The organism is Cupriavidus sp. 30B13, assembly GCF_049059565.2.
GTDB lineage: Bacteria > Pseudomonadota > Gammaproteobacteria > Burkholderiales > Burkholderiaceae > Cupriavidus.
Window position 1 is genome coordinate 3,658,951 of sequence record NZ_CP188223.1, and the last position, 23,692, is coordinate 3,682,642.

A 23,692-nucleotide genomic window follows, 5' to 3' on the forward strand; every position below is an offset into this window, starting at 1 on the left:
GTTCTTACCCGTGTTTTATGAGTGACAAAGAGCCCCGAGCAAAAAGACGCAAGACAGGAAAGGCTCGCCTGGCCCTGACCGGCCGGGGCGAACTGCATTGCTGGATTCTGCTGGGACTCTTGTGACGCGCCAGTCCTCGGGCGGACCGCACGCAACGCGCTGTAGCGCCGCGGCGGCAACTGCACACCTAGGCCGGCTCCCCGAAAAGCACCACTAGATATAGTGGTCGATGCGAAAAACTGGACTAAGTATAGTGAAATGAAGCGGCTTGACCAGTCTTGACAAGCGGCTTTTTGAAGCGGAGCCGGTGACGGCGGCGGCATGTGGCACCGTGCCGAACCCGCCAGCCCAAGAGACGCAAGGGATTCGGCCCGTCGGTGCGTTACCGCCCGATGAAAAGAAATTTTTTCGATTGCCCGGGCCGCTTCGATAGGGGCCGGACTTTATCAGGGTTTTCCCGTGTCCGCTCGATGCCCCCAGAGCGCGTGCCGCGCGCTTGCTTCAGGGCCGGTCTTTGCGGTAGGGCAGCATGCCGGCAGCCACGCCGGCGGCGGCCGCGAAGGCGGTCCAGTCGAAATGCGGGCCCGGATCGGTCTTGCGCCCGGGGGCGATATCGCTGTGGCCGGCCAGCGCGCGCACCGGATAGGCGGCGAGCAGCGCACGTACCAGCGCCGCGGCGGTGTGGTATTGCGCCAACGTGAACGGCTGGTCGTCGCTGCCTTCGATCTCGATGCCGATGGAAAAGTCGTTGCAGCGCGGCCGGCCGAGGAACTCGGACTGCCCGGCGTGCCAGGCCCGGTCCAGGCACGACACGAACTGCACCAGCTCGCCCGTGCGCGTCACCAGGAAATGCGCCGAGACACGCACATCGTGGATGGTGGCGAAAAACGGATGACGCGCGGGATCGAGCCGGTTCTGGAAGAAGGCCTCGATGTCGCCGCTGCCGAACTGGCCGGGCGGCAGGCTGATGTTGTGGATCACCACCAGCTCCACCGGCAGGCCGGCCGGGCGCGCATCGAAATTGGGCGACGGCACGCGGCGCGCGGCCGGCACCCAGCCCGACGGGTCGGGGCCGAAGGCGGCCGGGGCGGCGGGCGCCGGGCCGCCATGGACGTGCTCAGGCATCGCGCCCTCCGTGGGCAGCGGCATCCAGGCCCTCGCCGCCGGCGTCGTCGGCGGCATCCTCGCGGCCTTCGCGGATGCCCAGTTGCTGGATGCGGTAGCGCAGCTGGCGGAAGCTCAGGCCCAGCAGCGGCGCCGCCGCGGTGCGGTTGAAGCCGGTCTGCTGCAGCGCCTGCAGGATGAGGTCGCGTTCGAGCGCCTCGAGCCGGCCGGTCAGGTCGATCGGGAAGGTCACGCGCGCGGCCTCGGCGGCGCCGTCGCTGACCGGCGCGGGCTCGCCGTACGCGTCCGGCATCTCGGCGCGGCCGCCGGGGCGGGGCTCGGGCTGGAAGCCGGCAGCCACGGCCGGCGGCGGCGGGCTGCCCGGCGGCGCGGCGGGCGGCGCGCCGGCCTCCAGCGGGCCGAGGTCGCCCTCCTCGATGGCGTCGCCCTCGGCAAAGGCATAGGCGCGCTCGAGCAGGTTCTCCAGCTCGCGCACATTGCCCGGGAACGGATATTCCGCCAGGCGCTGCCGCGCGGCCGTCGACAGCCGCCTGGGGTGCCGGTCGCCATAGCGCACCGCCAGGTGCTCCAGGATGGCGTCGGACAGCACCGGCAGGTCCTCGCGCCGCTCGCGCAGCGTGGGCATGCGCAGCGCCAGCACGTTGAGCCGGTAGAACAGGTCCTGGCGGAACTGGCCGGCGGCCACCATCGCGGCCAGGTCCTTGTGGCTGGCGCACAGCACGCGCACGTCGACGTTTTCCTCGCGGCTGGCGCCGATCTTGCGCACGCGCCGCTCCTGCAGCACGCGCAGCAGCTTGACCTGCATGGCCAGCGGCAGGTCCGCCACCTCGTCGAGCAGCAGCGTGCCGCCGTTGGCGGCCTGGAAGAAACCGCCGCGCTCGGCGTCGGCGCCGGTGAAGGCGCCCTTCACGTAGCCGAAGAACTCGGACTCCATCAGCGTCTCGGGGATGGCGCCGCAGTTCACCGCCACGAACGGATGCGAGGCGCGCGTGCTGATGGCGTGGATGGCGCGCGCGGCGCGCTCCTTGCCGCTGCCCGACTCGCCGCTGATGACGATCGGCGCCATGCTGCGCGCCAGCCGCGACAGCGAGCGGCGCACCTCGTGCATGGCCGCCGAATGCCCGGGCAGCAGGTTGAAGGCGAGGTCCGCGGTGCCCGCCGCGGCACCGGCGCCATCGCCGTCGCCGCCCTCGGCCTGGTCGCGCTGCTGGCGCCCCAGCGCGTTGAGGATCAGGTTGCGCAGCTGTTCCAGCGAAACCGGCTTGGCGATGTAGTCGAAGGCGCCGGCCTTGAGCGCTTCCACCGCGTTGTCGGCGCTGCCGTAGGCGGTGATCACGGCTACCGGCACGCGCTCGGGCGCGCTGGAGAGCTGGCGCACGATGTCGATGCCCTGGCCGTCGCCCAGGCGCATGTCGGTGAGCACCAGGCTATAGCGGCGCGCGGCGAGCTGTTCGCGCGCCTCGGCCAGCGAGCCCGCCAGGACCACGTCGTGGCCCATGCGGCGGATCGAGATGTCGAGCAGTTCTCGCAGGTCGGCCTCGTCGTCGATGACGAGGATCGGATCGGGGCCTGGCGTCTTGAGGGACATGGATCTGGCGCGTGGTGAGGCGGGAGGCGGACGGGAAGCGGTCAGCCGCCGGCTTGGTCCGGCGCGTGGATGCGCAGGGTCAGCACGAAGGCCTTGGCCGGCAGTGTATCGCGTGCGGCGGGGGCCAGCATGCCGGTGCTTGCCAGCAGCGCGTCGAGCGAGATGGTGCCGTAGCGCACCTGGGCGTCGTTGGCGCCGCACAGTTCGCGCGCCATGAACAGGCCCAGGCCGGTGCCCTGCGCGTTGCTGGTGAAGAACGGCTCGAACAGCGTGCGCTGGTGCTCGCGCGAGACCTCCACGCCATCATTCCAGACGATCAGCTCGGCGTGGTGCTGGTCCAGCGCGTGGGCCAGCAGGCGGATCGCGCCGGGCAGGCGGCTGCAGTAGCGCCACGCATTGTCGAGCAGGTTGCCGAGCACCTGCTGCAACTGCGAGGAATCGAAGATGACCGGGCGCGCCACGTCCACCGTGAGCCGCACCGCGTTGGCGTTGATCTCGGCCGGGCGCGGCGTGCGGCTCGCGCCCATCGGGTCGTGGGTGGCGGAGCGCGCGCGCATTTCCAGCCGCCAGCGGTCGACGATCTCGGGCAGCGCCTGGTTCAGGTCGACCACGGTGCGCTCGGTGCGCGGGCGGCGCGACATCTGCAGCACGTCCGACACCACCTGGTCGAGCCGCTGCACGTTGTCGTGGATGATGCGCAGCAGGCGCGCGTCCACGTCGCCGTCGGGGCGCCCGCGCCCGGTCTCGGACAGCAGCTCGCTGGCCTGGCTGATGGCGGCCAGCGGATTGCGGATCTGGTGCGCCACGCTGGCCACCAGCCGGCCCATGGCGGCCAGCTTTTCCTGCTGCACCTGCTCGGCGATGCGCTCCCAGCTTTCGATATGGACCAGCACGGTGTCGCGCATCTCGCTGCGCAGCAGCGCTTCGTCCTCGGGCCGCCAGGCCATGGCCTCGTTCTGGGCGATGGCCAGGCGCAGCCGCGCGGCCGCCTCGGGCGTGAGCTCGTTCCAGGTGGCGGTGTCCATGGCCTGCTGCGCGCTCAGCGAGACCGACAGCGACGAGGCGAAGGTCGAGCGCAGGCTGGCCAGTCCCGGCAGCAGGAAACGCAGGCGCAGGCGCGTGTGCAGGATCGGGCCGCGCCCCGAGGACGGCCGCGACGGCAGCGGCAGCAACTGCAGGATGCGCGGCGCGTCGTCCTTGCTGCGCACCCAGTCGCGCAGCATCTCCATGAGCGGCTGCAGGCGCGGGATCTGGCGCAGGTCGAACAGGGCGTCGCGCCCGGTGCCGGGCGTGGTGGCGGCCTTGCCGCGCTCGGCCGGCTGCACGCCGAGCAGCACCACCGCGGCCGGGTTGGCGGCCACCACCGCGCCGTTGGCGCGCAGCAGCATCACGCCGTCCTGCATGTCGTTGACCATCAGCCGGTTGACCAGCTGCTGCAGGCGCAGCTCCTGCTCGCGCGCCAGCGCCAGGCGCTCCTGCGCGAGCTGGCGGTTGGCCAGCAGGTACATCAGCGAGGCCGCGATCATGAACACCAGGCCGTACAGCCCGGAGCCCAGCAGGCCGGCGTCGGCCTGGTGCAGCAGCAGGGTCTGCGCGAACGGGCTGCTCATCACCACCAGCGCCGAGACCGCCGCGGCGGACAGCGCGAACAGCAGGCTGGTGAGCGCGCCGGCCTGCAGCGCCGGCAGCAGGAAGATCATGGCCATGCCTTCGCTGCGGTAGCCCTGGGCGTGGAAGATCAGGCCGAGCAGGACCAGGTCGGCCAGCACCTGCATGTGCACGCGCAGGTGGAAGCCGCGCCGCCACCACAGCGCCGCGGCGGTCATGGCAAGCGCCATCAGCGCATAAGGCACCGCCAGCGGCAGCGCCGCCTGGCCCTGGCCCAGCGCCTGCGCCAGCCGCTCGGTCTCGGCGCGCTGGGCCGGCAGCCAGGCGTAGCCCAGCAGCAGCGCGGCCACCGCCAGGCGGGCCCAGCAGAAATAGCGCAGCAGGCGCCAGTGGAATTCAGGAGGCTCGGGCCGCCGCCACAGCGCGGCGACGGCGCCCCAGGCGCCGGCGCGGGTCCGGGACCGGAGCTGGGCCTGGGACTGGGACGCGGCGGGCCCCTTCATGCGGCGGCGTCGTCCGCGTCGCTGTCCGGCGGCAGGTGGGCGCGCCGGCAATAGTGCAGGCCGCGGTAGGCGATGGCCTCGCCGCGCGGCAGGTGCACGGCGCAGCGCGCGCATTGCACCATGGCTTCCTGCGGCGCCGCGGGCGGGCGCGGCCGGACGGCGCGCCGGCTGGCCTGGCGCTCTTCGGCGCGCTGGCGCAGCCACCAGAGGCAACCCAGCAACACGGCCAGGACGAGGACGATGCGTGCCATGCGGGGATCAGAGCCGGTGCAGGATGACTTCGATGACGAAACGGCTGCCCACGTAGGCCAGCAGCAGGATGCCGAACGAGGCGATCACCCAGCGCAGCGCCGTGCGCCCGCGCCAGCCGTAGAAGCTGCGCCCGGCCAGGATGCCGGCGAACATCACCCACGACAGCAGCGCGAACACGGTCTTGTGGTCCAGCCGGAAGGCGCGCCCGAACAGTTGCTCGGAGAACAGCAGGCCCGACAGGATGGTCAGGGTCAGCAGCACGAAACCCGCGCCGATCAGGCGGAACAGCAGCTTTTCCAGCGTCAGCAGCGGCGGCAGCAGGTCCAGCCAGCGGCCCACCCACTGCGCCGGCGCCGCGCCCTCGGCGGCCTGCGGCGAGCGGTTGAAGCCATGCAGGCGGCGCTCGGCCAGCAGCATCAGGAAGGCGTGGAAGGCGGCCAGCGTGAACAGCCCGTACGCCACGTTGGCGATGACGAAGTGCAGCTTGAACAGCGGCGCGGCGGCGTAGCCGAGGATCTGCGCGCCCGGGAAGGCCAGCGGGATCAGGCTGGCCAGCATCGCCACCGGGAACACGATCAGCCCGAGCCCGGCCAGCGAGAAGAAGAAGCTCTCGATCCAGTAGATGCCCACGCCCAGCCACAGCATGGCCGACAGCGCGAAGGCAAAGCCGAACATCATGCGGTCGGCCGGGAAGATGGTCTCGTGCAGCAGCAGGCCGTGGCTGGCCAGCGCGGCCAGCATCAGCACATGCCACCAGGCCGGGCGCCCCTCCCCGCGCGTGCCGCCGCCCTGCAGCAGCATGGTGGCGGTGGCGCCCCCCGCGGCGCCGCCGGCGGCGCCGGCAGCCGCCAGTTGCGGATTGCGCGTCGCCCAGCCGTGAAAGGCCAGGCCGCAATAGAGAAGTGCCGTCAAGGCATACAGTACAATGGCCATTTGCACAGTTTACCCTAGCGCCCCCGCCCCGGTGGCGCCGCGCTTGAGCCGCGCTCGAGCCGCGCGTGAGCCTGGCCCGGAACCTGCGCCCGGCCTCGCAAGGCGCCGGCCCCGCGCCGCCCAGGCCCCGAAACAAGCCCTACCCCCGGACTTCTCTGCCATGCTGGACAATCTCACTCAACGCCTGGCGCGGGTCGTCAAGACCATGCGCGGCGAGGCTCGCCTGACCGAAGCCAATACCGCCGAAATGCTGCGCGAGGTGCGCCTGGCCATGCTGGAGGCCGACGTGGCCCTGCCGGTGGTGCGCGAATTCATCGCCCGCGTGAAGGAAAAGGCGCTGGGCGAGGACGTGGTGTCCAGCCTCACCCCCGGCCAGGCCCTGGTGGGCGTGGTGCAACGCGAGCTGACCGCCGTCATCGGCGGCGAGGAAAGCCTCACGGCCGGCGACAAGAGCGGCGAGCTGAACCTGGCCGTGCAGCCGCCCGCCATCATCCTGATGGCCGGCCTGCAGGGCGCCGGCAAGACCACCACCGTGGGCAAGCTGGCCAAGTGGCTCAAGGAAAACAAGAAGAAGAAAGTGCTGACGGTGTCGTGCGACGTCTACCGCCCCGCCGCCATCGCCCAGCTCAAGACCGTGTCCGAGCAGGTCGGCGCCGACTTCTTCCCCTCCCAGCCGGACCAGAAGCCGGTGGACATCGCGCGCGCGGCGGTGGACTGGGCGCGCAAGCACTACCACGACGTGCTGATCGTCGACACGGCCGGACGCCTGGGCATCGACGAGGCCATGATGCAGGAAATCGCCGCCCTGCACGCCGAGCTCAAGCCCGCCGAAACCCTGTTCGTGGTCGACGCCATGCTGGGCCAGGACGCGGTCAACACGGCGCGCGCGTTCCATGACGCGCTGCCGCTGACCGGCGTGGTGCTGACCAAGCTCGACGGCGATGCGCGCGGCGGCGCGGCACTGTCGGTGCGCCACATCACCGGCCGGCCGATCAAGTTCGTCGGCGTGGGCGAGAAGCTCGACGGCCTCGAGCCGTTCTACCCCGAGCGCATGGCCCAGCGCATCCTGGGCATGGGCGACATCCTCGCGCTGGTCGAGGAAGCCCAGCGCGGCGTGGACATGGAAGCGGCCGAGAAGCTGGCCAAGAAGATCAAGAAGACGGGCGGCTTCGACCTCGAGGACTTCAAGACCCAGATCGGCCAGATGAAGAAGATGGGCGGCCTGGGCAGCCTGGTGGACAAGCTGCCGGCGCAGTTCGCCCAGCAGGCCCAGGGCGCCAACATGGACGTGGCGGAAAAGCAGGTGCGCCGCATGGAAGGCATCATCAACAGCATGACCGCCGCCGAGCGCGCCAAGCCCGAGCTGATCAAAGCCAGCCGCAAGCGCCGCATCGCGGCCGGCGCCGGCGTGCCGGTGCAGGAGGTCAACCGCCTGCTCAACCAGTTCGACCAGATGCAGGGCATGATGAAAAAGCTCAAGGGCGGCGGCATGATGAAGATGATGCGCTCGATGGGCGCGATGAAGGGCGGCATGAAGGGCCTCTTCAATCGCTGAGCGAAGCGCCCGATGAACCGCCGGGCCGCCGGCAGCAACGCATAAAGACAGTCAGAGACAGGATCGACATCATGATGAGCGCCGAACAGGCCCGCGAACTGTGGGCCAACTCCGAGGAAATCGTCAGCGCGCAAGCGGTGCAGGATTCGCTGGACCGCATGGCCGCCGAGATCACGGCCAGGATGGGCGACACCTTCCCACTGGTGCTGTCGGTGATGGGCGGCGCGGTGGTCTTCACCGGCATGCTGCTGCCCAAGCTGGCATTCCCGCTGGAGTTCGACTACATCCACCTCTCGCGCTACAACAACAAGACGGTGGGCGGCGAGATGCAATGGCGCGTGGCGCCGCGCGAGTCGGTCAAGGACCGCACCGTGCTGGTGCTGGACGACATCCTCGACGAAGGCGAGACCATGGCGGCGATCCGCCAGCGCATCATGGACATGGGCGCCACCAACGTCTACGCCGCGGTGCTGTGCGAGAAGGTGCTGCAAAAGCCCAAGCCCATGCACCCGGATTTCTGCGGCTTCACAGTGCCCGAGCGCTACGTCTTCGGCTGCGGCATGGACGCCCACGGCTACTGGCGCAACCTGCCCGCCATCAGGGCCTTGCGCTGACGATCGGCCACAGCGAGGCCAGCAGCAGCAGCGCCATCGCCACGTTGAACACGCGCAGCACGCGCGGCTGCGCCAGCCAGCGCCGCAAGGCCGAGCCGAACACCGCCCACATCGCCACGCTCGGCAGGTTGATCACGGCGAACACCCCGGCCAGCAGCAGCACGTTGAGCCACACGTTGCCGTGCAGCACATAGGTGCTGCACGCGCCCACCGCCATCACCCACGCCTTGGGGTTGACCCACTGGAACGCCGCGGCCCGCAGGAAGCCCATCGGCCGCGCCGCCTGGCGCTCCTGCATGCCGCCGGAGGTGGCCAGCTGCCACGCCAGCCACGCCAGGTAGAGCGCCGCCACCACGCGCAGGACCGTCCAGGTCCAGGGCAAGGCGGCGAACAGCGAACCCAGCCCGAGCCCGACCACCGCCACCATGAGGGCGAAGCCCAGGCTGATGCCGAGGATGTGCGGCACCGTGCGCGCGAAGCCGAAATTGACGCCGGACGCGAGCACCATCGTATTGTTGGGGCCGGGCGTGATCGACGACACGAGGGCGAACACGCAGAAGGCGGCGAACACGCCGGATCCGGCAACGAGCTGGGGAACTGCCATGACTGACTCCATCGGGGGGCGGACAATGAGGCAACCCAGTCTAGTCGAGCACTCCAATACAGTACCGGTACACTCGGCCAGAAAACTGGCGGTACGGCCTCTGCCGGCTGCCTAGGAACGCGCTGCCTGCAAGGCAGCCGCCGCCACCCATAGCGCGATGCCCCACAGCACCAGCCCGGTGGCCCGCTCCACGCCGCGCACGGAACGCGCGAAACGCGCGCGCACCGGCGGCCGGCGCACGCCCCAGGCCACCAGCAGGTCCCAGCCGAAGACCATGGCGAACATCCACAGGCCGTAGCCGAACTGCGCCGCGGCCGGCGTGCCGTTGCCGGCCAGCACCGAGAACAGGCTGGCATAGAACAGCGCGTTCTTCGGGTTGAGCACGGCCGACAGGAAACCGCTGACCAACTGTGCCGCGCAGCCGCCGCCCGGCGGCGGCTGGCCGCCGGCTTCGGGCAGCGCGGTTTCCCCGCTGGCCGACAGCAGGCGCCAGCCCAGCCACGCCAGGTACAGGCACCCGCCCCATTGCAGCAGCACGAGCACGCCCTGGCTGGCGCGCGTGGCGGCCAGCCCGGCCAGCGCCGCGCCGATGAACACGCCGTTGCCGAGCGCGATGCCCAGGCAGACGGCGGCGGCGCGCCGCACGCCGAGCACCAGCGAGCTGCGCACCACCAGGAAGAAGTCGGGCCCCGGGCTGAGCAGCGCGAGGAAGTGCGCGCCGGCCACCATGGCGAATTGGCCGAAGCCGGATGCGGCGCAGAGATCCATGCCAGTCCTTTCGTGTCGAACACGAAGTCTGGCCGCGGACACGGCTGGCGTATTGGAGAAAATTGCGGCGCCCGGCTCAACCGGCGCGGTGCTGGAAGCCGCGCGGCGTGAGCGCCACGCGCTGCTTGAAGGCGCGCTGGAAATGGCTCTGGTCGGAGAAGCCCAGATCCTGGGCGATGTCGGCCGGAGCGCCGCCCGCGCGCAGCAGGCGGCGCGCGTGGTTGATGCGCTGGTCGAGCTGGTAGGCGTGCGGCGTCATGCCGGTCTCGGCGCGGAAGGCGCGGATCAGCTGGTAGCGGCTCATGCCGGCGCCGCGCGCCATCTCGGCCAGCGGCAGCGGCTCGGCATGGCGCTCGCGCAGGGTCGCCACGATGCGGGCGAGCCGCGCGCGGCCGGCGGGCAGGCGCGGCGCGCGCACGGTCTGGCGCGGGTCCGCGCCGCCCAGCAGCGCGGCGACGAAGCTGGCCAGCGCCGCCTCCTTGCGCGCGCATGGCGCCGCCGAGAACAGCAGGCGGTTGAGCGCGCACAGGGCCGCGTAGGTATCTGCCGCGCTGGTGATGCGCACGCGCGCGAGCGCGGCCGGCAGCGCCGGCGCCGCGCCGTGCGCCGCCAGCACCGCGTCCGCCCAGGCCGCATCGATATGCAGCATCTGGTAGCTCCAGCGCCGCTCCGGCTCCGGGTTGCATGCGTGCACCTGCCCGGCGGGGATCACCACCACGTCGCCGGGCGACAGCCGCACCGTGCCGGCTTCGGTGCCGAACACGCTGTGGCCGCTGTCGACGGCGCCCACCGACAAGGTGGGATGGGTATGCGGCAGATAGGCTGCGCCGCTGTCGCTGGCGCAGCGGCTTTCGACGAACGGCATAGCCGGGTCGAACCAGTAGCGGCCGGGCCGGGCGGCCGTCATCCGGTGCGGTAGGGCCGCTCGCGCAGCCATTTGGTGGCGATCCACTTCTCGCCTTCCTCGACCGGCAGGCCGGCGTGCAGGGTACGGTCGTCCAGCGTGCCGTCGGTCTTGCGGTAGCTGAAATAGACGGCGTTGCCCTTGACCGGCGCCACTTCCAGGCCGAGCTTGGGAAACGCGGTGGCGCCGCCCGCCGGCGGGCTGTTGAGGTAGATCACCAGGGTGGCCACGCGCTGCCCGCCCACGCGGAGCTGGCGCGCCTCGCCGGGGCGCTGGGGATTGAAGAAATCGTAGTGCGGCTGGTATTCGCCTCCGGGCTTGTAGTTGAGGATCTGCAAACCCTCGCCGCGGTCGGCGGCGATGCCGGTCACGCTGGCGATGCAATCCTCGATGCGTTCGATCAGCGGGTGCTCGCCGACCTGGAACATGGCGCCCATGCTAGTGCGCGCGTCGATCAGGTTTTCGTCGCCGGTGTCCGGGTTGATGACCGGCGAGCGCGCCAGGCGGCCGCGCGCCAGCGTCACCAGGGCGTCGCACTCGGCGTCGGTGAGCAACTGCTGGAACAGCACCACGCGCGGCGCGGCCAGCGCGAACAGGATGGGAATGTCGCGCCCGCCATGGTGCGCGGTATTGCGCGCGGGGAAGCCGGCGGCGTGGATGCGGGGCTCGGCGGGGCCGGCGGCCGGGACGGTGTCCGCGACAGCGTCGCCATCCTCCGCCGTGCCGCGCGTGGCGGCCAGCGCCGCGCCGACCGTGGTGCGCGCGAAGGCGGCGTCGTAGCCCGACTGGCACATCGACCGCACCAGCGCGTCGGCGTTGAAGCCCTGGCGGATATGGCGCCGCAGCCAGCGCTCCAGGTCCGGGGAGGAACTGGCGTAGCCGGCCCTGCCGGTGCCGGTGCCTCCGCCTCCGGTTCCGCCAGGCGTGCTCATGAGGGGTTGGCCAGCCGCTGCGGCGAGAACGGATTGCGCGACGGCGCCTCGGGCGGCAGCACGCGCGCGCGCGCGGCGGCGGGATCGGGGTCGCCGGCCACCGTGACGCTGGCCTCGGAGTACTGCCAGCGCTTCCACGCCGCCAGCACCGCGTTGGGATATTCGGGCCGGCCGCGGCTGCCGTTGTAGCGGCCCAGCGCCAGGAACAGGTCGCCCTGCTCGCGGTCCAGGTAGTAGCGCAGGATGGTGCAGCCGTAGCGCAGGTTGCTTTGCAGGTGGAACAGCTTGCGCGCGTCGCCGTCGCCGATGCTGCGCGACCAGAACGGCATCACCTGCATCAGGCCGCGCGCGCCGGCGCCGCTGATGGCGTACTTGCGGAAATTGCTCTCCACCTGTACCAGCCCCAGCACCAGCGCCGGCTCCAGCCCGGCGCGCTTGGCCTCGTAGTAGGCGGTCTCGATCAGCTCGATGCGCACCTGCGGCTCGGGGATGCGCGCGGCGAGCCGGTGCGACATCTCCTCCAGCCATTTCACGTAGGCCAGCTGCTCGCCGCCGGTGGCGAAGGCCGGGCGCAGCGGCCGGCTGTCCGCGATGGCGGCGGCCAGCGCGCCGCGCACGGCGTCGGCCAGGTCTTCTTCCTTCTGCGCGCCGGCGTGCGCGGCCGCGCTCAGCGCCAGCAGCAGGCCGGCGCCGGCGCGCGCCAGGCGCAGGCACACGCGGCCGCGCAGGAGGAGGCGACGAGCGCCAAGGCGACTGCCCGCGGCGCGCATGGGCTCAGGCGGACAGCAGGCCGCGCACGTGGCCGACCACGTCGGCCACCGGCAGTTGCGTGGCCTCGGCGTCGCGCCGGCCCTGGTATTCGACGCGGCCTTCCTTCAGGCCGCGGTCGCCCACCACCACGCGGTGCGGCACGCCGATCAGTTCCCAGTCGGCGAACATGGCGCCCGGGCGTTCGCCGCGGTCGTCCAGGATCACGTCGACGCCGGCCGCCAGCAGCTCGGCGTGGATGCGGTCGGCCTCGGCCTTGACGGCTTCCGAGCGGTCGTAGCCGACCGGGCAGATCACCACCGCGAACGGGGCGATGGCCGCCGGCCAGATGATGCCGCGCTCGTCGAAGTTCTGCTCGATGGCCGCGCCCAGGATGCGGGTCACGCCGATGCCGTAGCAGCCCATCTGCATGGGCTGGGTCTTGCCGTTCTCGTCGAGGAAGGTGGCGCCCATCGACTCGGAATAGCGCGTGCCGAGCATGAACACGTGGCCCACCTCGATGCCGCGGCAGATTTCCAGCGTGCCCTTGCCATCCGGGGAAGCGTCGCCCGCCACCACGTTGCGCAGGTCGGCCACGGCCGGCTCGGGCAGGTCGCGGCCCCAGTTCACGCCGGTCAGGTGATAGTCCTTCTGGTTGGCGCCGCAGACGAAGTCGCTCATGTTGGCCACGGTGCGGTCGGCCACCACCTTGACCGGCTGCCTGGTGCCGATCGGGCCCAGGTAGCCGGGCGGCGTGCCGAAGGTTTCGACGATCTCGGCCTCGGTGGCGAAGCGGAACTCGGCCAGGCCGGGCACCTTGGAGGCCTTGACCTCGTTGAGCTCATGGTCGCCGCGCAGCAGCAGCAGCCAGATCTGCACGCCGGCCTCGCCGTCGGTGGCCAGCACGATCGACTTGACCGTGCGCGCCAGCGGGATGCCGAGCAGCTCGGCCACCTGCTCGCACTTGGCCTTGCCCGGGGTGGGCGTGTTCACCAGGTCTTGCGCCGGCGCGGCGCGCTCGGCCAGCAGCGGCAGGGCCTCGGCCGCTTCCATGTTGGCGGCGTAGTCCGAGGTGGGGCAATAGACGATGGCGTCCTCGCCGGTATCGGCGATCACGTGGAACTCGTGCGAGCCCGAGCCGCCGATGGCGCCGTTGTCGGCCGCCACGGCGCGGAATTCCAGGCCGAAGCGTTCGAAGATGCGCACGTAGGCGTCGAACATCTTGTCGTAGGACACCTTGAGGCCGGCCACGTCGCGGTCGAACGAGTAGGCGTCCTTCATGGTGAACTCGCGCCCGCGCATGATGCCGAAGCGCGGCCGGCGCTCGTCGCGGAACTTGGTCTGGATCTGGTAGAAATTGACCGGCAACTGCTTGTAGCTGCGGATTTCGCTGCGGGCGATGTCGGTGACCACTTCCTCGGAGGTGGGCTGCACGGCGAAGTCGCGCTCGTGGCGGTCCTTCAGGCGCAGCAGCTCGGGCCCCATCTTGTCCCAGCGGCCGGTTTCCTGCCACAGCTCGGCGGGCTGGATCACCGGCATCGACAACTCGACCGCGCCGGCGCGGTTCATTTCCTCGCGCACGATGTTTTCCACCTTGCGGATGACCCGCAGGCCCACCGGCATGTAGTTATAGATGCCGGCGCCGAGCTTCTTGATCATGCCGGCGCGCATCATCAGCTTGTGCGAGACGATTTCCGCGTCGGAAGGGGCTTCCTTGAGGGTGGAAATGAAGAATTGCGAGGCTTTCATCCGTTGCTTTCTCGTAAGGCCATGCCCGCCGCGCGGACCGCGGGCGGGGAGTGGCGCGAATTCGTTGCGCGCGTGCGCCTGAAACTGCGCTTTTTGCTCGGGGAAAACCAGCACCCCGTTGCACAAGCCGCATTACGCGCTTCCTTTATAATCGACGTAATTCTAAAGGATTCGAGGTGCAGTCATGCTCGATCGTGAAGGCTTTCGCCCGAACGTCGGCATCATCCTCATCAACGCACGGAACGAGGTGTTCTGGGGCAAGCGCATCGGCGAGCATTCGTGGCAGTTTCCACAGGGCGGCATCAAATACGGCGAAACGCCGGAACAGGCGATGTACCGCGAGCTACATGAAGAAGTCGGTCTGCTGCCCGAGCACGTCAGGATCGTCGGTCGCACGCGCGACTGGCTGCGTTATGAGGTGCCGGACAAGTTCATCCGCCGCGAGATCCGCGGCCATTACCGGGGACAGAAGCAGATCTGGTTCCTATTGCGCATGGCGGGCCGCGATTGCGACATCCGCCTGCGCGCCACCGACCACCCGGAGTTCGATGCCTGGCGCTGGAGCCACTACTGGGTACCACTCGATGCCGTCATCGAGTTCAAGCGCGAGGTGTACCAGCTCGCGCTGAACGAGCTGTCCCGCTTCCTGCAACGCAACACCCGCGCGCCGCTGAGCCCCTACGGGACGCACGGCGCGCACGGCAGGCACGCCGCGGCGCGGCCGGGCCGGGCGCCGGACGAGCATGCCGGGGCCAGCGGCCGCCTCGCGCACGAGCCGCAGGGCCCGTGCGACGACCAGGCCGGCGATCCCGGCCCAACACCGCCGGCCATGCCGGCGTCCACAGAACGGAGTACCGATGATTGAATCCGCCGGCCGGGGCTTTCGCTCCCGGCTGACCGCCGCCTGCCTGCTGGCGGCAACCCTGTCCCTGGGACTGGCCGGCTGCGGCAGCACCAAGCCGAACTACACCAGGGTGGACACCCCGGACGAGGAAGCCGAGGACTACACGCCCAAGAAGGAATCGAGCCTGTTCGCGCCGCTGTTCGGCCCGCGCGAATTCCACGAGGCCGCCACCCCGCTGCCGGCGCCGCCGCGCGATGCCGACCTGATCCCGTTCGAGGTGAGCCCGACCGGCAACTTCGACTTCGCCGTGGACGCCAAGTCGGTCTCGGTCGGCGCGGACGGCGCCGTGCGCTACACGGTGGTGATCAGCGGCCCGGGCGGCACGCGCAGCGCCAGCTTCGAAGGCTTCCGCTGCGACTCGTACGAGCGCAAGATGTTCGCCACGCTGCCCAAGGGCGCCACGCAATGGGTGCGCAACGGCAGCGACGACCGCGACGGCTGGATCCGCGTCGTCAAGGGCGCGCGCAACAATTACGCCGGCGCGCTCGCCGCCGACTTCTTCTGCGAGGGCCGCGGAGCGGCCGGCACGGCGGAGGAAATCGTCAGGCAGCTGCGCGGGGACGCGCCGCGCAAGAGCCTGTTCCCGCGCTGAGCGGCAGCGGGCCGCGATGAGGCAGGCGAACGACTGACAGACAGCATCGGCTTGCCGCTTGTGTTCTCCCCTCTCCCGCTGGCGTGGGAGGGGGGAGCAAACCGTCGATGATCGGAGGCTGCACCGGCAAACAAAAAGGCTGCACGATGTGCAGCCCTTTTGTTTCTAAACGCCCGCTCGCCGGTGCCGTCAGACCAGCACGAGATTGTCGCGATGGATCAGCTCGTGCTCGTTCTGGTGGCCCAGCACGCGCTCGATCTCCGAGGACGGCTTGCGCGCGATCAGGCGCGCCTCGGCGCTGGAATAATTAGTGATGCCGCGCGCCACCTCGCGCCCGCCGGCGTCGACGCAGGCGATCACCTCGCCGCGCGCGAACTCGCCTTCGACCTCCACCACGCCGATCGGCAGCAGCGACTTGCCGCCGCCGGTGAGCTTGTCGGCGGCGCCGGCGTCGATCACCACGCGCCCGCGCATCTGCAGGTGGTCTGCCATCCATTGCTTGCGCGCGTTCAGGCGCCCGGTCGGCGCCAGCAACTGGGTGCCGATGCCTTCGCCGCCGGCCAGCCGCTCCAGCACGTTAGCCTCGCGCCCCGAGGCGATCACGGTGTGGGCGCCCGACTTGGCCGCGCGCTTGGCGGCCAAGATCTTGGTCAGCATGCCGCCGCGCCCGATCGAGGTGCCGGCGCCGCCGGCCATGGCCTCGAGCTCGGGTGCGCCGGCCAGCGCTTCGTCCACGAAGGCGGCTTGCGGATCGCGGCGCGGGTCGGCGGTGTAGAGGCCGCGCTGGTCGGTCAGGATCACCAGCGCGTCGCCTTCGATCAGGTTGGTGACCAGCGCGCCGAGCGTGTCGTTGTCGCCGAACTTGATTTCGTCGGTGACCACGGTGTCGTTCTCGTTGATGATCGGCACCACGCCGAGCGACAGCAGCGTCAGCAGCGTCGAGCGCGCGTTCAGGTAGCGCTCGCGGTCGGCGAGGTCGGCGTGGGTCAGCAGCACCTGGGCGGTGCGGATGCCGTAGCGGCCGAACTGGCTTTCGTAGACCTGGGCCAGGCCCATCTGGCCCACCGCCGCGGCGGCCTGCAGCTCGTGGATCTCCCGCGGGCGGCGCACCCAGCCCAGGCGCTGCATGCCTTCGGCAATGGCGCCGGAGCTGACCAGCACGACTTCCTTGCCGGCCATGCGCAGCTTGGCGATCTGGGCCGCCCAGCGGGCGATGGCGTCGTGATCGAGCCCCTTGCCGTCGTTGGTCACCAGGCTGGACCCGACCTTCACGACGATACGTTTTGCCTGGGCGATGACCGATTGCATGGCGGGATCCTGTCTCCTGGGTACTACGGCTGTCGTTTGTCGTTTGTCGTTGGCGGGCGCGGACCGGCTCAGTCCTGTTCCGTGCCGGCCTGGTCGATATTGTGCAGGCGCTCGTCGAAGCGGATGTCCGGCTCCTCCAGCGCGGCGGCCTCCTCGGCCTTGATCGCGGCGAGGTGGTCCTTGATCGCGTAGATCAGCTCGCGGCAGCCTTCGCCGGTCAGGGCGGAGATGCGGAATACCGGGCCCTTCCACTTGTAGCGCTTGACGAAATCCTTGACGCGCTTCTCGCGCTCTTCCTCCGGCACCACGTCCAGCTTGTTGAGCACCAGCCAGCGCGGCTTGTCGTAGAGGCTTTCGTCGTACTTCTTCAGTTCGTTGACGATGGCGCGCGCTTCCGCCACCGGATCCACGTTCTCGTCGAACGGCGCCAGGTCCACGATGTGCAGCAGCAGGCCGGTGCGCTGCAGGTGGCGCAGGAACTGGTGGCCCAGCCCGGCGCCCTCGGCCGCGCCTTCGATCAGGCCGGGGATGTCGGCCACCACGAAGGATTGCTCGTGGTCGACGCGCACCACGCCCAGGTTCGGATGCAGCGTGGTGAACGGGTAGTCCGCCACCTTGGGACGCGCGTTGGAGATGTGGGAGATCAGCGTCGACTTGCCGGCATTGGGCATGCCCAGCAGCCCCACGTCGGCCAGCACCTTCAGCTCGAGCTTGATCATGCGGCGCTCGCCGGGCTTGCCGTCGACCTGCTGGCGCGGCGCGCGGTTGGTGCTGGACTTGAAGTGCAGGTTGCCCCAGCCGCCCATGCCGCCTTCGGCCAGGCACACGGTCTGGCCGTGCTCGGTCAGGTCGGCGATCAGGTCGCCGGTGTCCATGTCCAGGATCTGCGTGCCGACCGGCATGCGCAGCGTCACGTCCTCGCCGCCGGCGCCGTAGCAGTCCGCGCCGCGGCCGTTTTCGCCGTTGCGCGCCACGTGCTTCTTGGCGTAGCGGAAGTCGATCAGGGTGTTGATGTTGCGGTCGGCCACCGCGAACACGCTGCCGCCGCGGCCGCCATCGCCACCGTCCGGGCCGCCGAAGGGCACGAATTTCTCGCGCCGCATCGATGCGCTGCCATTGCCGCCATTGCCGGCAATGACTTCAATTCTGGCTTCGTCGATGAACTTCATGATGACCTTCCGTGGTGGAGCGGCCGCGATGCGCGTGCCCGGCCGGCATGGCGGGGACCGCACAGGCGGCGGATGGCGACAATCCCATTGTCGCCAGAAATGAAAAAGCCCCGCAAGTGCTGCGGGGCCTTCGTGCTGCAAAGGCGGTGATCAGGCTGCCGGAACGACGCTGACCTGCTGCTTCTTGGCAGCGCCCTTGACGGCGAACTGAACGTGACCGTCGACCAGGGCAAAGAGGGTGTGGTCCTTGCCAATGCCAACGTTCTCGCCCGGGTGCACGCGCGTACCGCGCTGACGCACGATGATGCTGCCGGCGTTGATGGCCTGGCCACCGTACACCTTGACGCCCAGACGCTTCGATTCGGAATCGCGGCCGTTCCGTGTGGAACCGCCGCCCTTTTTCTGTGCCATGACTAACTCCTGTCGCTTTACTTTACCTAGTTACGCTTGAATTCGATTTCGATGTGGACTGAGCGGCAGCTCAGGCAACGATCGCTTCGATGCGCAGCTCGGTGTAATTTTGACGATGGCCTTGACGCTTCTGGTAGTGCTTGCGACGGCGCATCTTGAAGATCTTCACTTTGTCGTGACGACCTTGGGAGATAACGGTAGCCTTGACGGAAGCCCCGCTAACCAGCGGCGTACCAAACTTGATTTGGTCGCCGGCGCCCACTGCGAGCACCTGGTCGAGCGTGATTTCTGCGCCAATGTCTGCCGGTATCTGTTCTACTTTAAGTTTTTCGCCAGCAGCAACCTTGTATTGCTTGCCGCCGGTTTTTACGACCGCGTACATTGTCGAACCTCTCGATGTGAAATAAAACGCCGAAAGCCAATGCCGGCCTGCCCCTGGCGCCCGTCCGCCCTGCCTTGGCAGGATGGCCCGGACCACCCGGACAGCCCAATTGGCGCCGGTTATCTCCCGCCGGCACAGCCGTGAACAACGCGCAAACAACGCAAAGCGGCCGGAGGAAACCCGTGATTCTATACGAGATCCGGGAAAAGTACAAAGAAAACAGGCACATAGCCTGCCCGGCGCCGTCCGGCGCACATTGTGCCGGCAGGCGGACCGGCCCGGCTCAGATCAGGTCCGCCAGCAGGAAGCCCGCCAGGGCGGCGAAGGCTGCCCACCAGGCAGTGCGGCGCAGCCGGCGACGCGAAGAGGAATGTCTATCGGTCATGCCCGCATTATAGGTCGCGGGGTCGCGCGCGGGTCGCGGGCGCGAGCCACGCGCCGGTCCCGGCCGCGCCCATGCCGCACCCCCCGTTCAGGGGACATACATACACCCGCATCGCTTATAATCGGCGGGTTTTGCGTAACGGTGAACATCTTGTCCCAGTCTTCCGCCACTGCCTTGCTTGCCCCGGTCGCTGCCGACATGCGCGCCGTTGATTCAGTGATCCGCCAGCGCCTCGCCTCGGAAGTGCCCCTGATCGAGCAGATCGGCGAGTACATCATCAGCGCCGGCGGCAAACGCCTGCGCCCGGTGATCCTGCTGCTGTCCGCGCGGGCCTTCGGCTACGACGGCCATCGCCACCACGACCTGGCCGCCGTGGTGGAGTTCATCCATACCGCCACGCTGCTGCACGACGACGTGGTCGACGAATCCGAGCTGCGCCGCGGCCGCCAGACCGCCAACGCGGTGTTCGGCAATGCCGCCAGCGTGCTGGTGGGCGACTTCCTCTATTCGCGCGCCTTCCAGATGATGGTGGACGCCGGCAGCATGCGCATCATGGAGATCCTCTCCAACGCCACCAACGTGATCGCCGAAGGCGAGGTCCTGCAGTTGCTGAACATGCACGATCCCGACGTCACCGTGGAGCGCTACCTGCAGGTGATCCGCTACAAGACCGCCAAGCTGTTCGAGGCCTCGGCCCAGCTCGGCGCCGTGCTGGCCGGCGCGGATGCCGCCACCGAAGAGGCCGCGGCCGAATATGGCCGCCGCATCGGCACCGCCTTCCAGCTCATCGACGACATGCTGGACTACACCGCCAGCGCCGAGCAGATGGGCAAGAACGCCGGCGACGACCTGCGCGAAGGCAAGCCCACGCTGCCGCTGCTGCACCTGCTCGAGCACGGCACCGAGGCGCAGCGCGCGCTGGCGCGCGACGCCATCGTGCAGGGCGGCACCGAGCACTTCGACGCGGTGTTCGCGGCGATCCACGACAGCGGCGCGCTCGAGGTCACCTTCGAAGCCGCGCGGGGCGAGGCCGAAGCGGCGGAGAAAGCCGCGCGACAGTTCCCCGACTCGCCGCTCAAGCAGACGCTGATCGACCTGTGCGCGTTCTCGCTGCAGCGCCAGTCCTGAGTCCCAGCCCCGAGTCCGCGTCGCCCCGCCAGGAAAAACACAGGAACACGCGCTTGCCTCTTCCCATCCGAAAAAAAGGCTGCTACACTTGTGTGCTTTCTCGCTGCAACAATATTTCTGGCGCCGCGATAGAAAAAAGCAAGAAAAACGGGGTGTAGCTTAGCCTGGTAGAGCGCTACGTTCGGGACGTAGAGGCCGGAGGTTCGAATCCTCTCACCCCGACCAGTTTTCACGGTCGGCAAGACCGTACAAAAAAGCCGCACAGCAATGTGCGGCTTTTTTTCGTCCATGGGTTTTGCCGGACTGTCACCGCGGGCCCCTCCCCCCCTCCCCCCGCGCCAGTAGGGTTGCGCGCGTGTCGCGCAAACGCCAACGCCGCTCCCGCCTCGCCTTTACAAAAAGTGACCCCGCCTGCAAACTGCGCCGATTCGGGGTCCTTCGGCCGCTTGCCGGCCGTCAGCTTTTTTTGCCATGACACTTGGTCTAGCTCTTGCACAGAGCCGGCGCATCGCGCCGGCCCTGCTCGCCCAGCTTGAACAGTCGGCACGAGAAAAAAAGTCGCAGCTGATCGACGAGATCATCGCCAGCGGCACCATGACTGCGCACGATGTGGCGATCTTCGCGGCTGATAAATATCAGCTGCCTCTCGTCGACCTGAACCAGTACAACCTGAACAAGGTGCCGGCGGCGCTGGCGGGCAACCGCGAGTTCCACGCCCACCGGCTGCTGCCGCTGGGCCGGCGCGAGAACCGCCTGGTGCTGGCCCTGTCCGACCCGGGCAACCAGGGCGGGCTCGAGGCCATCAAGCAGAAGTACAACCTGCCGGTCGATACGGTGGTCGTCGAGCACGACAAGCTGATGCAGTACGTGCGCTCCGCCGGCGAGGACGGCGGCGGCACCCTCAAGTCGCTCACGCCGGTGCAGGCCGAGCAGAAGATGATCGAGTACGACCCGGTCGCCTCCGCCGCCGCCCAGCGCAACAAGACCGCCGGCGACATCGACGACGCGCCGGTGGTGCGCTTCCTGCACAAGCTGCTGACCGAGGCCTTCCACCGCGGCGCCTCCGACCTGCACTTCGAGCCGTTCGAGACCTTCTACCGCATCCGCTTCCGCGTCGACGGCGTGCTGCAGGAGGTGGCGCGGCCGCCGGTCGACATCCGCGACAAGATCGCCACCCGCATCAAGGTGCTGTCGCGCCTGGACATCTCGGAAAAGCGCGTGCCGCAGGACGGCCGCATGAAGCTGCTGATCGCGCTGCCCAAGGACAAGAACGCGGAGAAGGACAAGGACGGCAAGGACAGCAAGGAGCCCAGGGAAGTCGTCGAGAAGGCAATCGACTTCCGCGTCTCCACGCTGCCCACGCTGTTCGGCGAGAAGATCGTGATCCGGATCCTGGAGTCGTCCTCCGACAAGCTCGACATCGACCAGCTCGGCTACGAGCCGGCGCAGAAGGCGCTGCTGCTGGACGTCATCAAGCGCCCCTACGGCATGGTGCTGGTGACCGGCCCCACCGGCAGCGGCAAGACGGTGTCGCTGTACACCTTCCTGAACCGGCTCAACCAGGGCGACATCAATATCTCCACGGCCGAGGACCCGGCCGAAATCCAGCTGCCCGGCATCAACCAGGTCAACGTCAACGAAAAGGCCGGCCTGACCTTCGCGGCGGCGCTGCGCTCGTTCCTGCGGCAGGACCCGGACATCATCATGGTCGGCGAGATCCGCGACCTGGAAACCGCCGACATCTCGATCAAGGCGGCCCAGACCGGCCACCTGGTGTTCTCCACCTTGCACACCAACGATGCGCCGACCACGCTCACGCGCCTGATGAACATGGGCGTGGCCCCGTTCAACATCGCCTCGAGCGTGCTGATGATCACCGCGCAGCGGCTGGCGCGCCGCCTGTGCACGTGCAAGCGGCCCGGCGAGCTGGCGCGCGAGGTGCTGGTCGACGCCGGCTTCCAGGAAGCCGATCTCGACGGCAGCTGGCAGCCCTACCACCCGGTCGGCTGCGAGCGCTGCAACGGCACCGGCTACAAGGGCCGCTGCGGCATCTACCAGGTGATGCCGATCACCGAGGCGATGCAGCAGATCATCCTGGCGCACGGCACGGCCCTGCAGATCGCCGAGCAGGCACGCCGCGACGGCGTGCTATCGTTGCGCGAAGCCGGCCTGTCCAAGGTGAAGCAGGGCGTCACCTCGCTGGAAGAAGTGCTGGCAACAACCAATATGTAAAACAACAAAGCATGTCATTTGGGGTCAATCATGGCGACACGCGCACCAGCCGCCGCCGCTCGCAAGGCGGCCGTGCCCAAGGGGAAATCCGGGCGTAAGGCGCCCACGCAGTACATCTTCGAGTGGGAGGGCAAGGACCGCAAGGGCAAGGTGTTCACGGGCGAGCTGCGCGCCGAGAGCCAGGCCGAGGTCAACGCCACCCTGCGCAAGCAGGGCCTCACCGTGGTCAAGCTCAAGAAGCGGCGCGCGGCGCGCGGGCGCAAGATCACCGAGAAGGACATCGCGTACTTCACGCGCCAGCTCTCGACCATGCTCAAGGCGGGCATCCCGCTGCTGCAGTCGATCGACATCATCGCGCGCGGCCATGCCAACCCCAATTTCACGCAGCTGCTTTCCGAGATCCGCTTCGACATCGAATCGGGCAGCAGCATGGCGCAGGCCTTCCGCCGCCATCCGCGCTACTTCGACACGCTCTACTGCAACCTGATCGACGCGGGCGAGCAGGGCGGTATCCTGGATGCCCTGCTGGAGCGCCTGTCGCTCTACATGGAAAAGACCATCGCGCTGAAGAGCCAGATCAAGTCGGCCATGATCTATCCGATCGCGGTGCTGACGGTGGCCTTCGCCGTGACGGTGATCCTGATGATCTTCGTGATCCCGGCGTTCAAGGGCGTGTTCTCGAGCTTCGGCGCCAACCTGCCGGCGCCGACGCTGGCCGTGATCGCCATGTCGGACTTCTTCGTCAACAACTGGTACCTGGTGATCGGCGTGCCGGTGTTCGGCATCGGCTTCTACCTGCGCAGCCTCAAACGCTCGGAGAAGGTGCAGCGCGCCAGCGACCGCCTGCTGCTGCGGCTGCCGATCTTCGGCTCGCTGTTCCGCAAGGCGGTGATCGCGCGCTGGACGCGCACGCTGGCCACCATGTTCGCCGCCGGCACGCCGCTGGTGGAGTCGATGGAGTCGGTGGCCGGCGCCGCCGGCAACTGGGTCTACTACGACGCCACCAGGGAGATCGAGCAGTCGGTGCGCATCGGCACCAGCCTGACCAACGCCATGCAGGCCACCCATGTGTTCGACAACATGGTGCTGCAGATGACGCAGATCGGCGAGGAGTCCGGCGCGCTGGACAACATGCTGCTGAAGGTGGCGGAGTTCTACGAGCGCGAGGTCGACGACGCCGTGGCCGCCATCTCCAGCCTGATCGAGCCGCTCATCATCGTGGTGCTGGGCGTGCTGATCGGCGGCATGGTGGTGGCGATGTATCTGCCGATCTTCAAACTGGGACAGGTGGTGTAAGGC

At 69.0% G+C, this 23,692-nt stretch carries 22 protein-coding genes and 1 tRNA gene; 8 read left to right on the top strand and 15 right to left on the bottom strand.

Translation table 11 applies throughout. The annotated features are described in order from the left end of the window. Nucleotides 1-501: 501 nt before the first annotated feature. From ampD to ACKI2N_RS16805, 5 genes are read right to left on the bottom strand one after another with little or no spacing between them, the layout of a single operon-like run. Complete coding sequence (ampD, locus tag ACKI2N_RS16785; RefSeq protein ID WP_420996454.1) at nucleotides 502-1,125, bottom strand: 1,6-anhydro-N-acetylmuramyl-L-alanine amidase AmpD; 624 nt, start codon at nucleotides 1,123-1,125, stop codon at nucleotides 502-504. After that, nucleotides 1,118-2,713, bottom strand: a complete 1,596-nt coding sequence (locus ACKI2N_RS16790; protein WP_420996455.1) for a sigma-54-dependent transcriptional regulator — start codon at nucleotides 2,711-2,713, stop codon at nucleotides 1,118-1,120. Before ACKI2N_RS16790 ends, ampD begins: the two co-directional genes overlap by 8 nt. 41 nt (nucleotides 2,714-2,754) lie before the next feature. After that, the gene (locus ACKI2N_RS16795) at nucleotides 2,755-4,824 is read right to left on the bottom strand and encodes a sensor histidine kinase (protein ID WP_420996456.1); all 2,070 of its coding nucleotides are present in this window, start codon (nucleotides 4,822-4,824) and stop codon (nucleotides 2,755-2,757) included. Continuing rightward, nucleotides 4,821-5,075 carry a PP0621 family protein gene (locus ACKI2N_RS16800; protein ID WP_420996457.1) on the bottom strand — a complete coding sequence of 85 codons (255 nt, stop codon included), beginning with the start codon at nucleotides 5,073-5,075 and terminating at the stop codon, nucleotides 4,821-4,823. The genes ACKI2N_RS16795 and ACKI2N_RS16800 overlap by 4 nt, the downstream gene beginning before the upstream one ends. Before the next feature lie 7 nt (nucleotides 5,076-5,082). Continuing rightward, the gene (locus tag ACKI2N_RS16805) at nucleotides 5,083-6,009 is read right to left on the bottom strand and encodes a cytochrome C assembly family protein (protein WP_420996458.1); all 927 of its coding nucleotides are present in this window, start codon (nucleotides 6,007-6,009) and stop codon (nucleotides 5,083-5,085) included. A 160-nt stretch (nucleotides 6,010-6,169) separates the two neighbouring features. On the opposite strand from ACKI2N_RS16805, the gene ffh reads away from it, so the two are divergent. Then, entirely contained in the window at nucleotides 6,170-7,564 is a 1,395-nt protein-coding gene (gene ffh / locus ACKI2N_RS16810; RefSeq protein ID WP_020205803.1) for a signal recognition particle protein, read from the top strand. Between the two features lie 71 nt (nucleotides 7,565-7,635). Further along, a complete protein-coding gene (locus tag ACKI2N_RS16815) occupies nucleotides 7,636-8,178 on the top strand; it encodes a hypoxanthine-guanine phosphoribosyltransferase (RefSeq protein ID WP_420996459.1) in 543 nt (180 codons plus the stop codon). Here the strand turns inward: ACKI2N_RS16815 and ACKI2N_RS16820 are convergent. The 6 genes from ACKI2N_RS16820 to ACKI2N_RS16845 all read right to left on the bottom strand — a co-directional run bounded on the left by ACKI2N_RS16820 (nucleotide 8,162) and on the right by ACKI2N_RS16845 (nucleotide 13,882). Next, the gene (locus ACKI2N_RS16820; protein WP_420996460.1) at nucleotides 8,162-8,782 is read right to left on the bottom strand and encodes a LysE family translocator; all 621 of its coding nucleotides are present in this window, start codon (nucleotides 8,780-8,782) and stop codon (nucleotides 8,162-8,164) included. The two genes, ACKI2N_RS16815 and ACKI2N_RS16820, sit on opposite strands and share 17 nt — an antisense overlap. Before the next feature lie 111 nt (nucleotides 8,783-8,893). Next, a complete protein-coding gene (locus tag ACKI2N_RS16825) occupies nucleotides 8,894-9,550 on the bottom strand; it encodes a LysE family translocator (protein ID WP_420996461.1) in 657 nt (218 codons plus the stop codon). Nucleotides 9,551-9,626: 76 nt separating this feature from the next. Then, nucleotides 9,627-10,415, bottom strand: coding sequence for a helix-turn-helix domain-containing protein (locus ACKI2N_RS16830; protein WP_420996462.1), 789 nt, complete (start codon nucleotides 10,413-10,415; stop codon nucleotides 9,627-9,629). A gap of 38 nt (nucleotides 10,416-10,453) precedes the next feature. Further along, nucleotides 10,454-11,386, bottom strand: a complete 933-nt coding sequence (locus ACKI2N_RS16835; protein WP_420996463.1) for a 2OG-Fe(II) oxygenase — start codon at nucleotides 11,384-11,386, stop codon at nucleotides 10,454-10,456. After that, a complete protein-coding gene (locus tag ACKI2N_RS16840; protein WP_420996464.1) occupies nucleotides 11,383-12,156 on the bottom strand; it encodes a lytic transglycosylase domain-containing protein in 774 nt (257 codons plus the stop codon). The genes ACKI2N_RS16835 and ACKI2N_RS16840 overlap by 4 nt, the downstream gene beginning before the upstream one ends. Before the next feature lie 4 nt (nucleotides 12,157-12,160). Next, complete coding sequence (locus tag ACKI2N_RS16845; RefSeq protein ID WP_420996465.1) at nucleotides 12,161-13,882, bottom strand: proline--tRNA ligase; 1,722 nt, start codon at nucleotides 13,880-13,882, stop codon at nucleotides 12,161-12,163. 184 nt (nucleotides 13,883-14,066) lie between these two features. On the opposite strand from ACKI2N_RS16845, the gene ACKI2N_RS16850 reads away from it, so the two are divergent. Beyond that, nucleotides 14,067-14,747, top strand: coding sequence for an RNA pyrophosphohydrolase (locus tag ACKI2N_RS16850; RefSeq protein ID WP_420996466.1), 681 nt, complete (start codon nucleotides 14,067-14,069; stop codon nucleotides 14,745-14,747). After that, on the top strand, nucleotides 14,740-15,378 hold the full coding sequence (locus ACKI2N_RS16855) for a CNP1-like family protein (RefSeq protein WP_420996467.1): 639 nt from the start codon (nucleotides 14,740-14,742) through the stop codon (nucleotides 15,376-15,378). The genes ACKI2N_RS16850 and ACKI2N_RS16855 overlap by 8 nt, the downstream gene beginning before the upstream one ends. 189 nt (nucleotides 15,379-15,567) lie before the next feature. On the opposite strand, the gene proB is transcribed toward ACKI2N_RS16855, so the two are convergent. The 4 genes from proB to rplU all read right to left on the bottom strand — a co-directional run bounded on the left by proB (nucleotide 15,568) and on the right by rplU (nucleotide 18,648). Next, nucleotides 15,568-16,686 carry a glutamate 5-kinase gene (proB, locus tag ACKI2N_RS16860; protein ID WP_420996468.1) on the bottom strand — a complete coding sequence of 373 codons (1,119 nt, stop codon included), beginning with the start codon at nucleotides 16,684-16,686 and terminating at the stop codon, nucleotides 15,568-15,570. Between the two features lie 68 nt (nucleotides 16,687-16,754). After that, nucleotides 16,755-17,855, bottom strand: a complete 1,101-nt coding sequence (cgtA, locus tag ACKI2N_RS16865; RefSeq protein WP_420996469.1) for an Obg family GTPase CgtA — start codon at nucleotides 17,853-17,855, stop codon at nucleotides 16,755-16,757. 150 nt (nucleotides 17,856-18,005) lie between these two features. After that, complete coding sequence (gene rpmA, locus ACKI2N_RS16870) at nucleotides 18,006-18,266, bottom strand: 50S ribosomal protein L27 (RefSeq protein WP_420996470.1); 261 nt, start codon at nucleotides 18,264-18,266, stop codon at nucleotides 18,006-18,008. Between the two features lie 70 nt (nucleotides 18,267-18,336). Further along, nucleotides 18,337-18,648 carry a 50S ribosomal protein L21 gene (gene rplU / locus ACKI2N_RS16875; RefSeq protein ID WP_006576525.1) on the bottom strand — a complete coding sequence of 104 codons (312 nt, stop codon included), beginning with the start codon at nucleotides 18,646-18,648 and terminating at the stop codon, nucleotides 18,337-18,339. Nucleotides 18,649-19,231: 583 nt separating this feature from the next. Between rplU and ispB the strand changes: the two genes are divergently transcribed. The 4 genes from ispB (at nucleotide 19,232) to ACKI2N_RS16895 (ending at nucleotide 23,689) form a co-directional block, all read left to right on the top strand. After that, the gene (gene ispB, locus ACKI2N_RS16880; RefSeq protein ID WP_420996518.1) at nucleotides 19,232-20,161 is read left to right on the top strand and encodes an octaprenyl diphosphate synthase; all 930 of its coding nucleotides are present in this window, start codon (nucleotides 19,232-19,234) and stop codon (nucleotides 20,159-20,161) included. 148 nt (nucleotides 20,162-20,309) lie between these two features. Beyond that, nucleotides 20,310-20,386 (top strand) — tRNA-Pro (locus tag ACKI2N_RS16885). 246 nt (nucleotides 20,387-20,632) lie between these two features. Further along, a complete protein-coding gene (locus ACKI2N_RS16890) occupies nucleotides 20,633-22,393 on the top strand; it encodes an ATPase, T2SS/T4P/T4SS family (RefSeq protein WP_420996471.1) in 1,761 nt (586 codons plus the stop codon). A gap of 30 nt (nucleotides 22,394-22,423) precedes the next feature. Continuing rightward, nucleotides 22,424-23,689, top strand: a complete 1,266-nt coding sequence (locus tag ACKI2N_RS16895) for a type II secretion system F family protein (protein WP_420996472.1) — start codon at nucleotides 22,424-22,426, stop codon at nucleotides 23,687-23,689. Nucleotides 23,690-23,692: the final 3 nt, after the last annotated feature.

Bases quoted from the DNA above. Each gene is read 5' to 3' on its own strand.
- proB (WP_420996468.1), bottom strand. From the start codon at position 16,686: ATGCAATCGGTCATCGCCCAGGCAAAACGTATCGTCGTGAAGGTCGGG.
- ispB (WP_420996518.1), top strand. From the start codon at position 19,232: ATGCGCGCCGTTGATTCAGTGATCCGCCAGCGCCTCGCCTCGGAAGTG.
- ACKI2N_RS16855 (WP_420996467.1), top strand. From the start codon at position 14,740: ATGATTGAATCCGCCGGCCGGGGCTTTCGCTCCCGGCTGACCGCCGCC.
- ACKI2N_RS16840 (WP_420996464.1), bottom strand. From the start codon at position 12,156: ATGCGCGCCGCGGGCAGTCGCCTTGGCGCTCGTCGCCTCCTCCTGCGC.
- ACKI2N_RS16835 (WP_420996463.1), bottom strand. From the start codon at position 11,386: ATGAGCACGCCTGGCGGAACCGGAGGCGGAGGCACCGGCACCGGCAGG.
- ffh (WP_020205803.1), top strand. From the start codon at position 6,170: ATGCTGGACAATCTCACTCAACGCCTGGCGCGGGTCGTCAAGACCATG.
- ACKI2N_RS16850 (WP_420996466.1), top strand. From the start codon at position 14,067: ATGCTCGATCGTGAAGGCTTTCGCCCGAACGTCGGCATCATCCTCATC.
- rpmA (WP_420996470.1), bottom strand. From the start codon at position 18,266: ATGGCACAGAAAAAGGGCGGCGGTTCCACACGGAACGGCCGCGATTCC.
- ACKI2N_RS16825 (WP_420996461.1), bottom strand. From the start codon at position 9,550: ATGGATCTCTGCGCCGCATCCGGCTTCGGCCAATTCGCCATGGTGGCC.
- ACKI2N_RS16795 (WP_420996456.1), bottom strand. From the start codon at position 4,824: ATGAAGGGGCCCGCCGCGTCCCAGTCCCAGGCCCAGCTCCGGTCCCGG.
- cgtA (WP_420996469.1), bottom strand. From the start codon at position 17,855: ATGAAGTTCATCGACGAAGCCAGAATTGAAGTCATTGCCGGCAATGGC.
- ACKI2N_RS16845 (WP_420996465.1), bottom strand. From the start codon at position 13,882: ATGAAAGCCTCGCAATTCTTCATTTCCACCCTCAAGGAAGCCCCTTCC.
- ACKI2N_RS16830 (WP_420996462.1), bottom strand. From the start codon at position 10,415: ATGCCGTTCGTCGAAAGCCGCTGCGCCAGCGACAGCGGCGCAGCCTAT.
- ACKI2N_RS16800 (WP_420996457.1), bottom strand. From the start codon at position 5,075: ATGGCACGCATCGTCCTCGTCCTGGCCGTGTTGCTGGGTTGCCTCTGG.
- ACKI2N_RS16820 (WP_420996460.1), bottom strand. From the start codon at position 8,782: ATGGCAGTTCCCCAGCTCGTTGCCGGATCCGGCGTGTTCGCCGCCTTC.
- ACKI2N_RS16895 (WP_420996472.1), top strand. From the start codon at position 22,424: ATGGCGACACGCGCACCAGCCGCCGCCGCTCGCAAGGCGGCCGTGCCC.
- ACKI2N_RS16805 (WP_420996458.1), bottom strand. From the start codon at position 6,009: ATGGCCATTGTACTGTATGCCTTGACGGCACTTCTCTATTGCGGCCTG.
- rplU (WP_006576525.1), bottom strand. From the start codon at position 18,648: ATGTACGCGGTCGTAAAAACCGGCGGCAAGCAATACAAGGTTGCTGCT.
- ACKI2N_RS16815 (WP_420996459.1), top strand. From the start codon at position 7,636: ATGATGAGCGCCGAACAGGCCCGCGAACTGTGGGCCAACTCCGAGGAA.
- ACKI2N_RS16790 (WP_420996455.1), bottom strand. From the start codon at position 2,713: ATGTCCCTCAAGACGCCAGGCCCCGATCCGATCCTCGTCATCGACGAC.
- ampD (WP_420996454.1), bottom strand. From the start codon at position 1,125: ATGCCTGAGCACGTCCATGGCGGCCCGGCGCCCGCCGCCCCGGCCGCC.
- ACKI2N_RS16890 (WP_420996471.1), top strand. From the start codon at position 20,633: ATGACACTTGGTCTAGCTCTTGCACAGAGCCGGCGCATCGCGCCGGCC.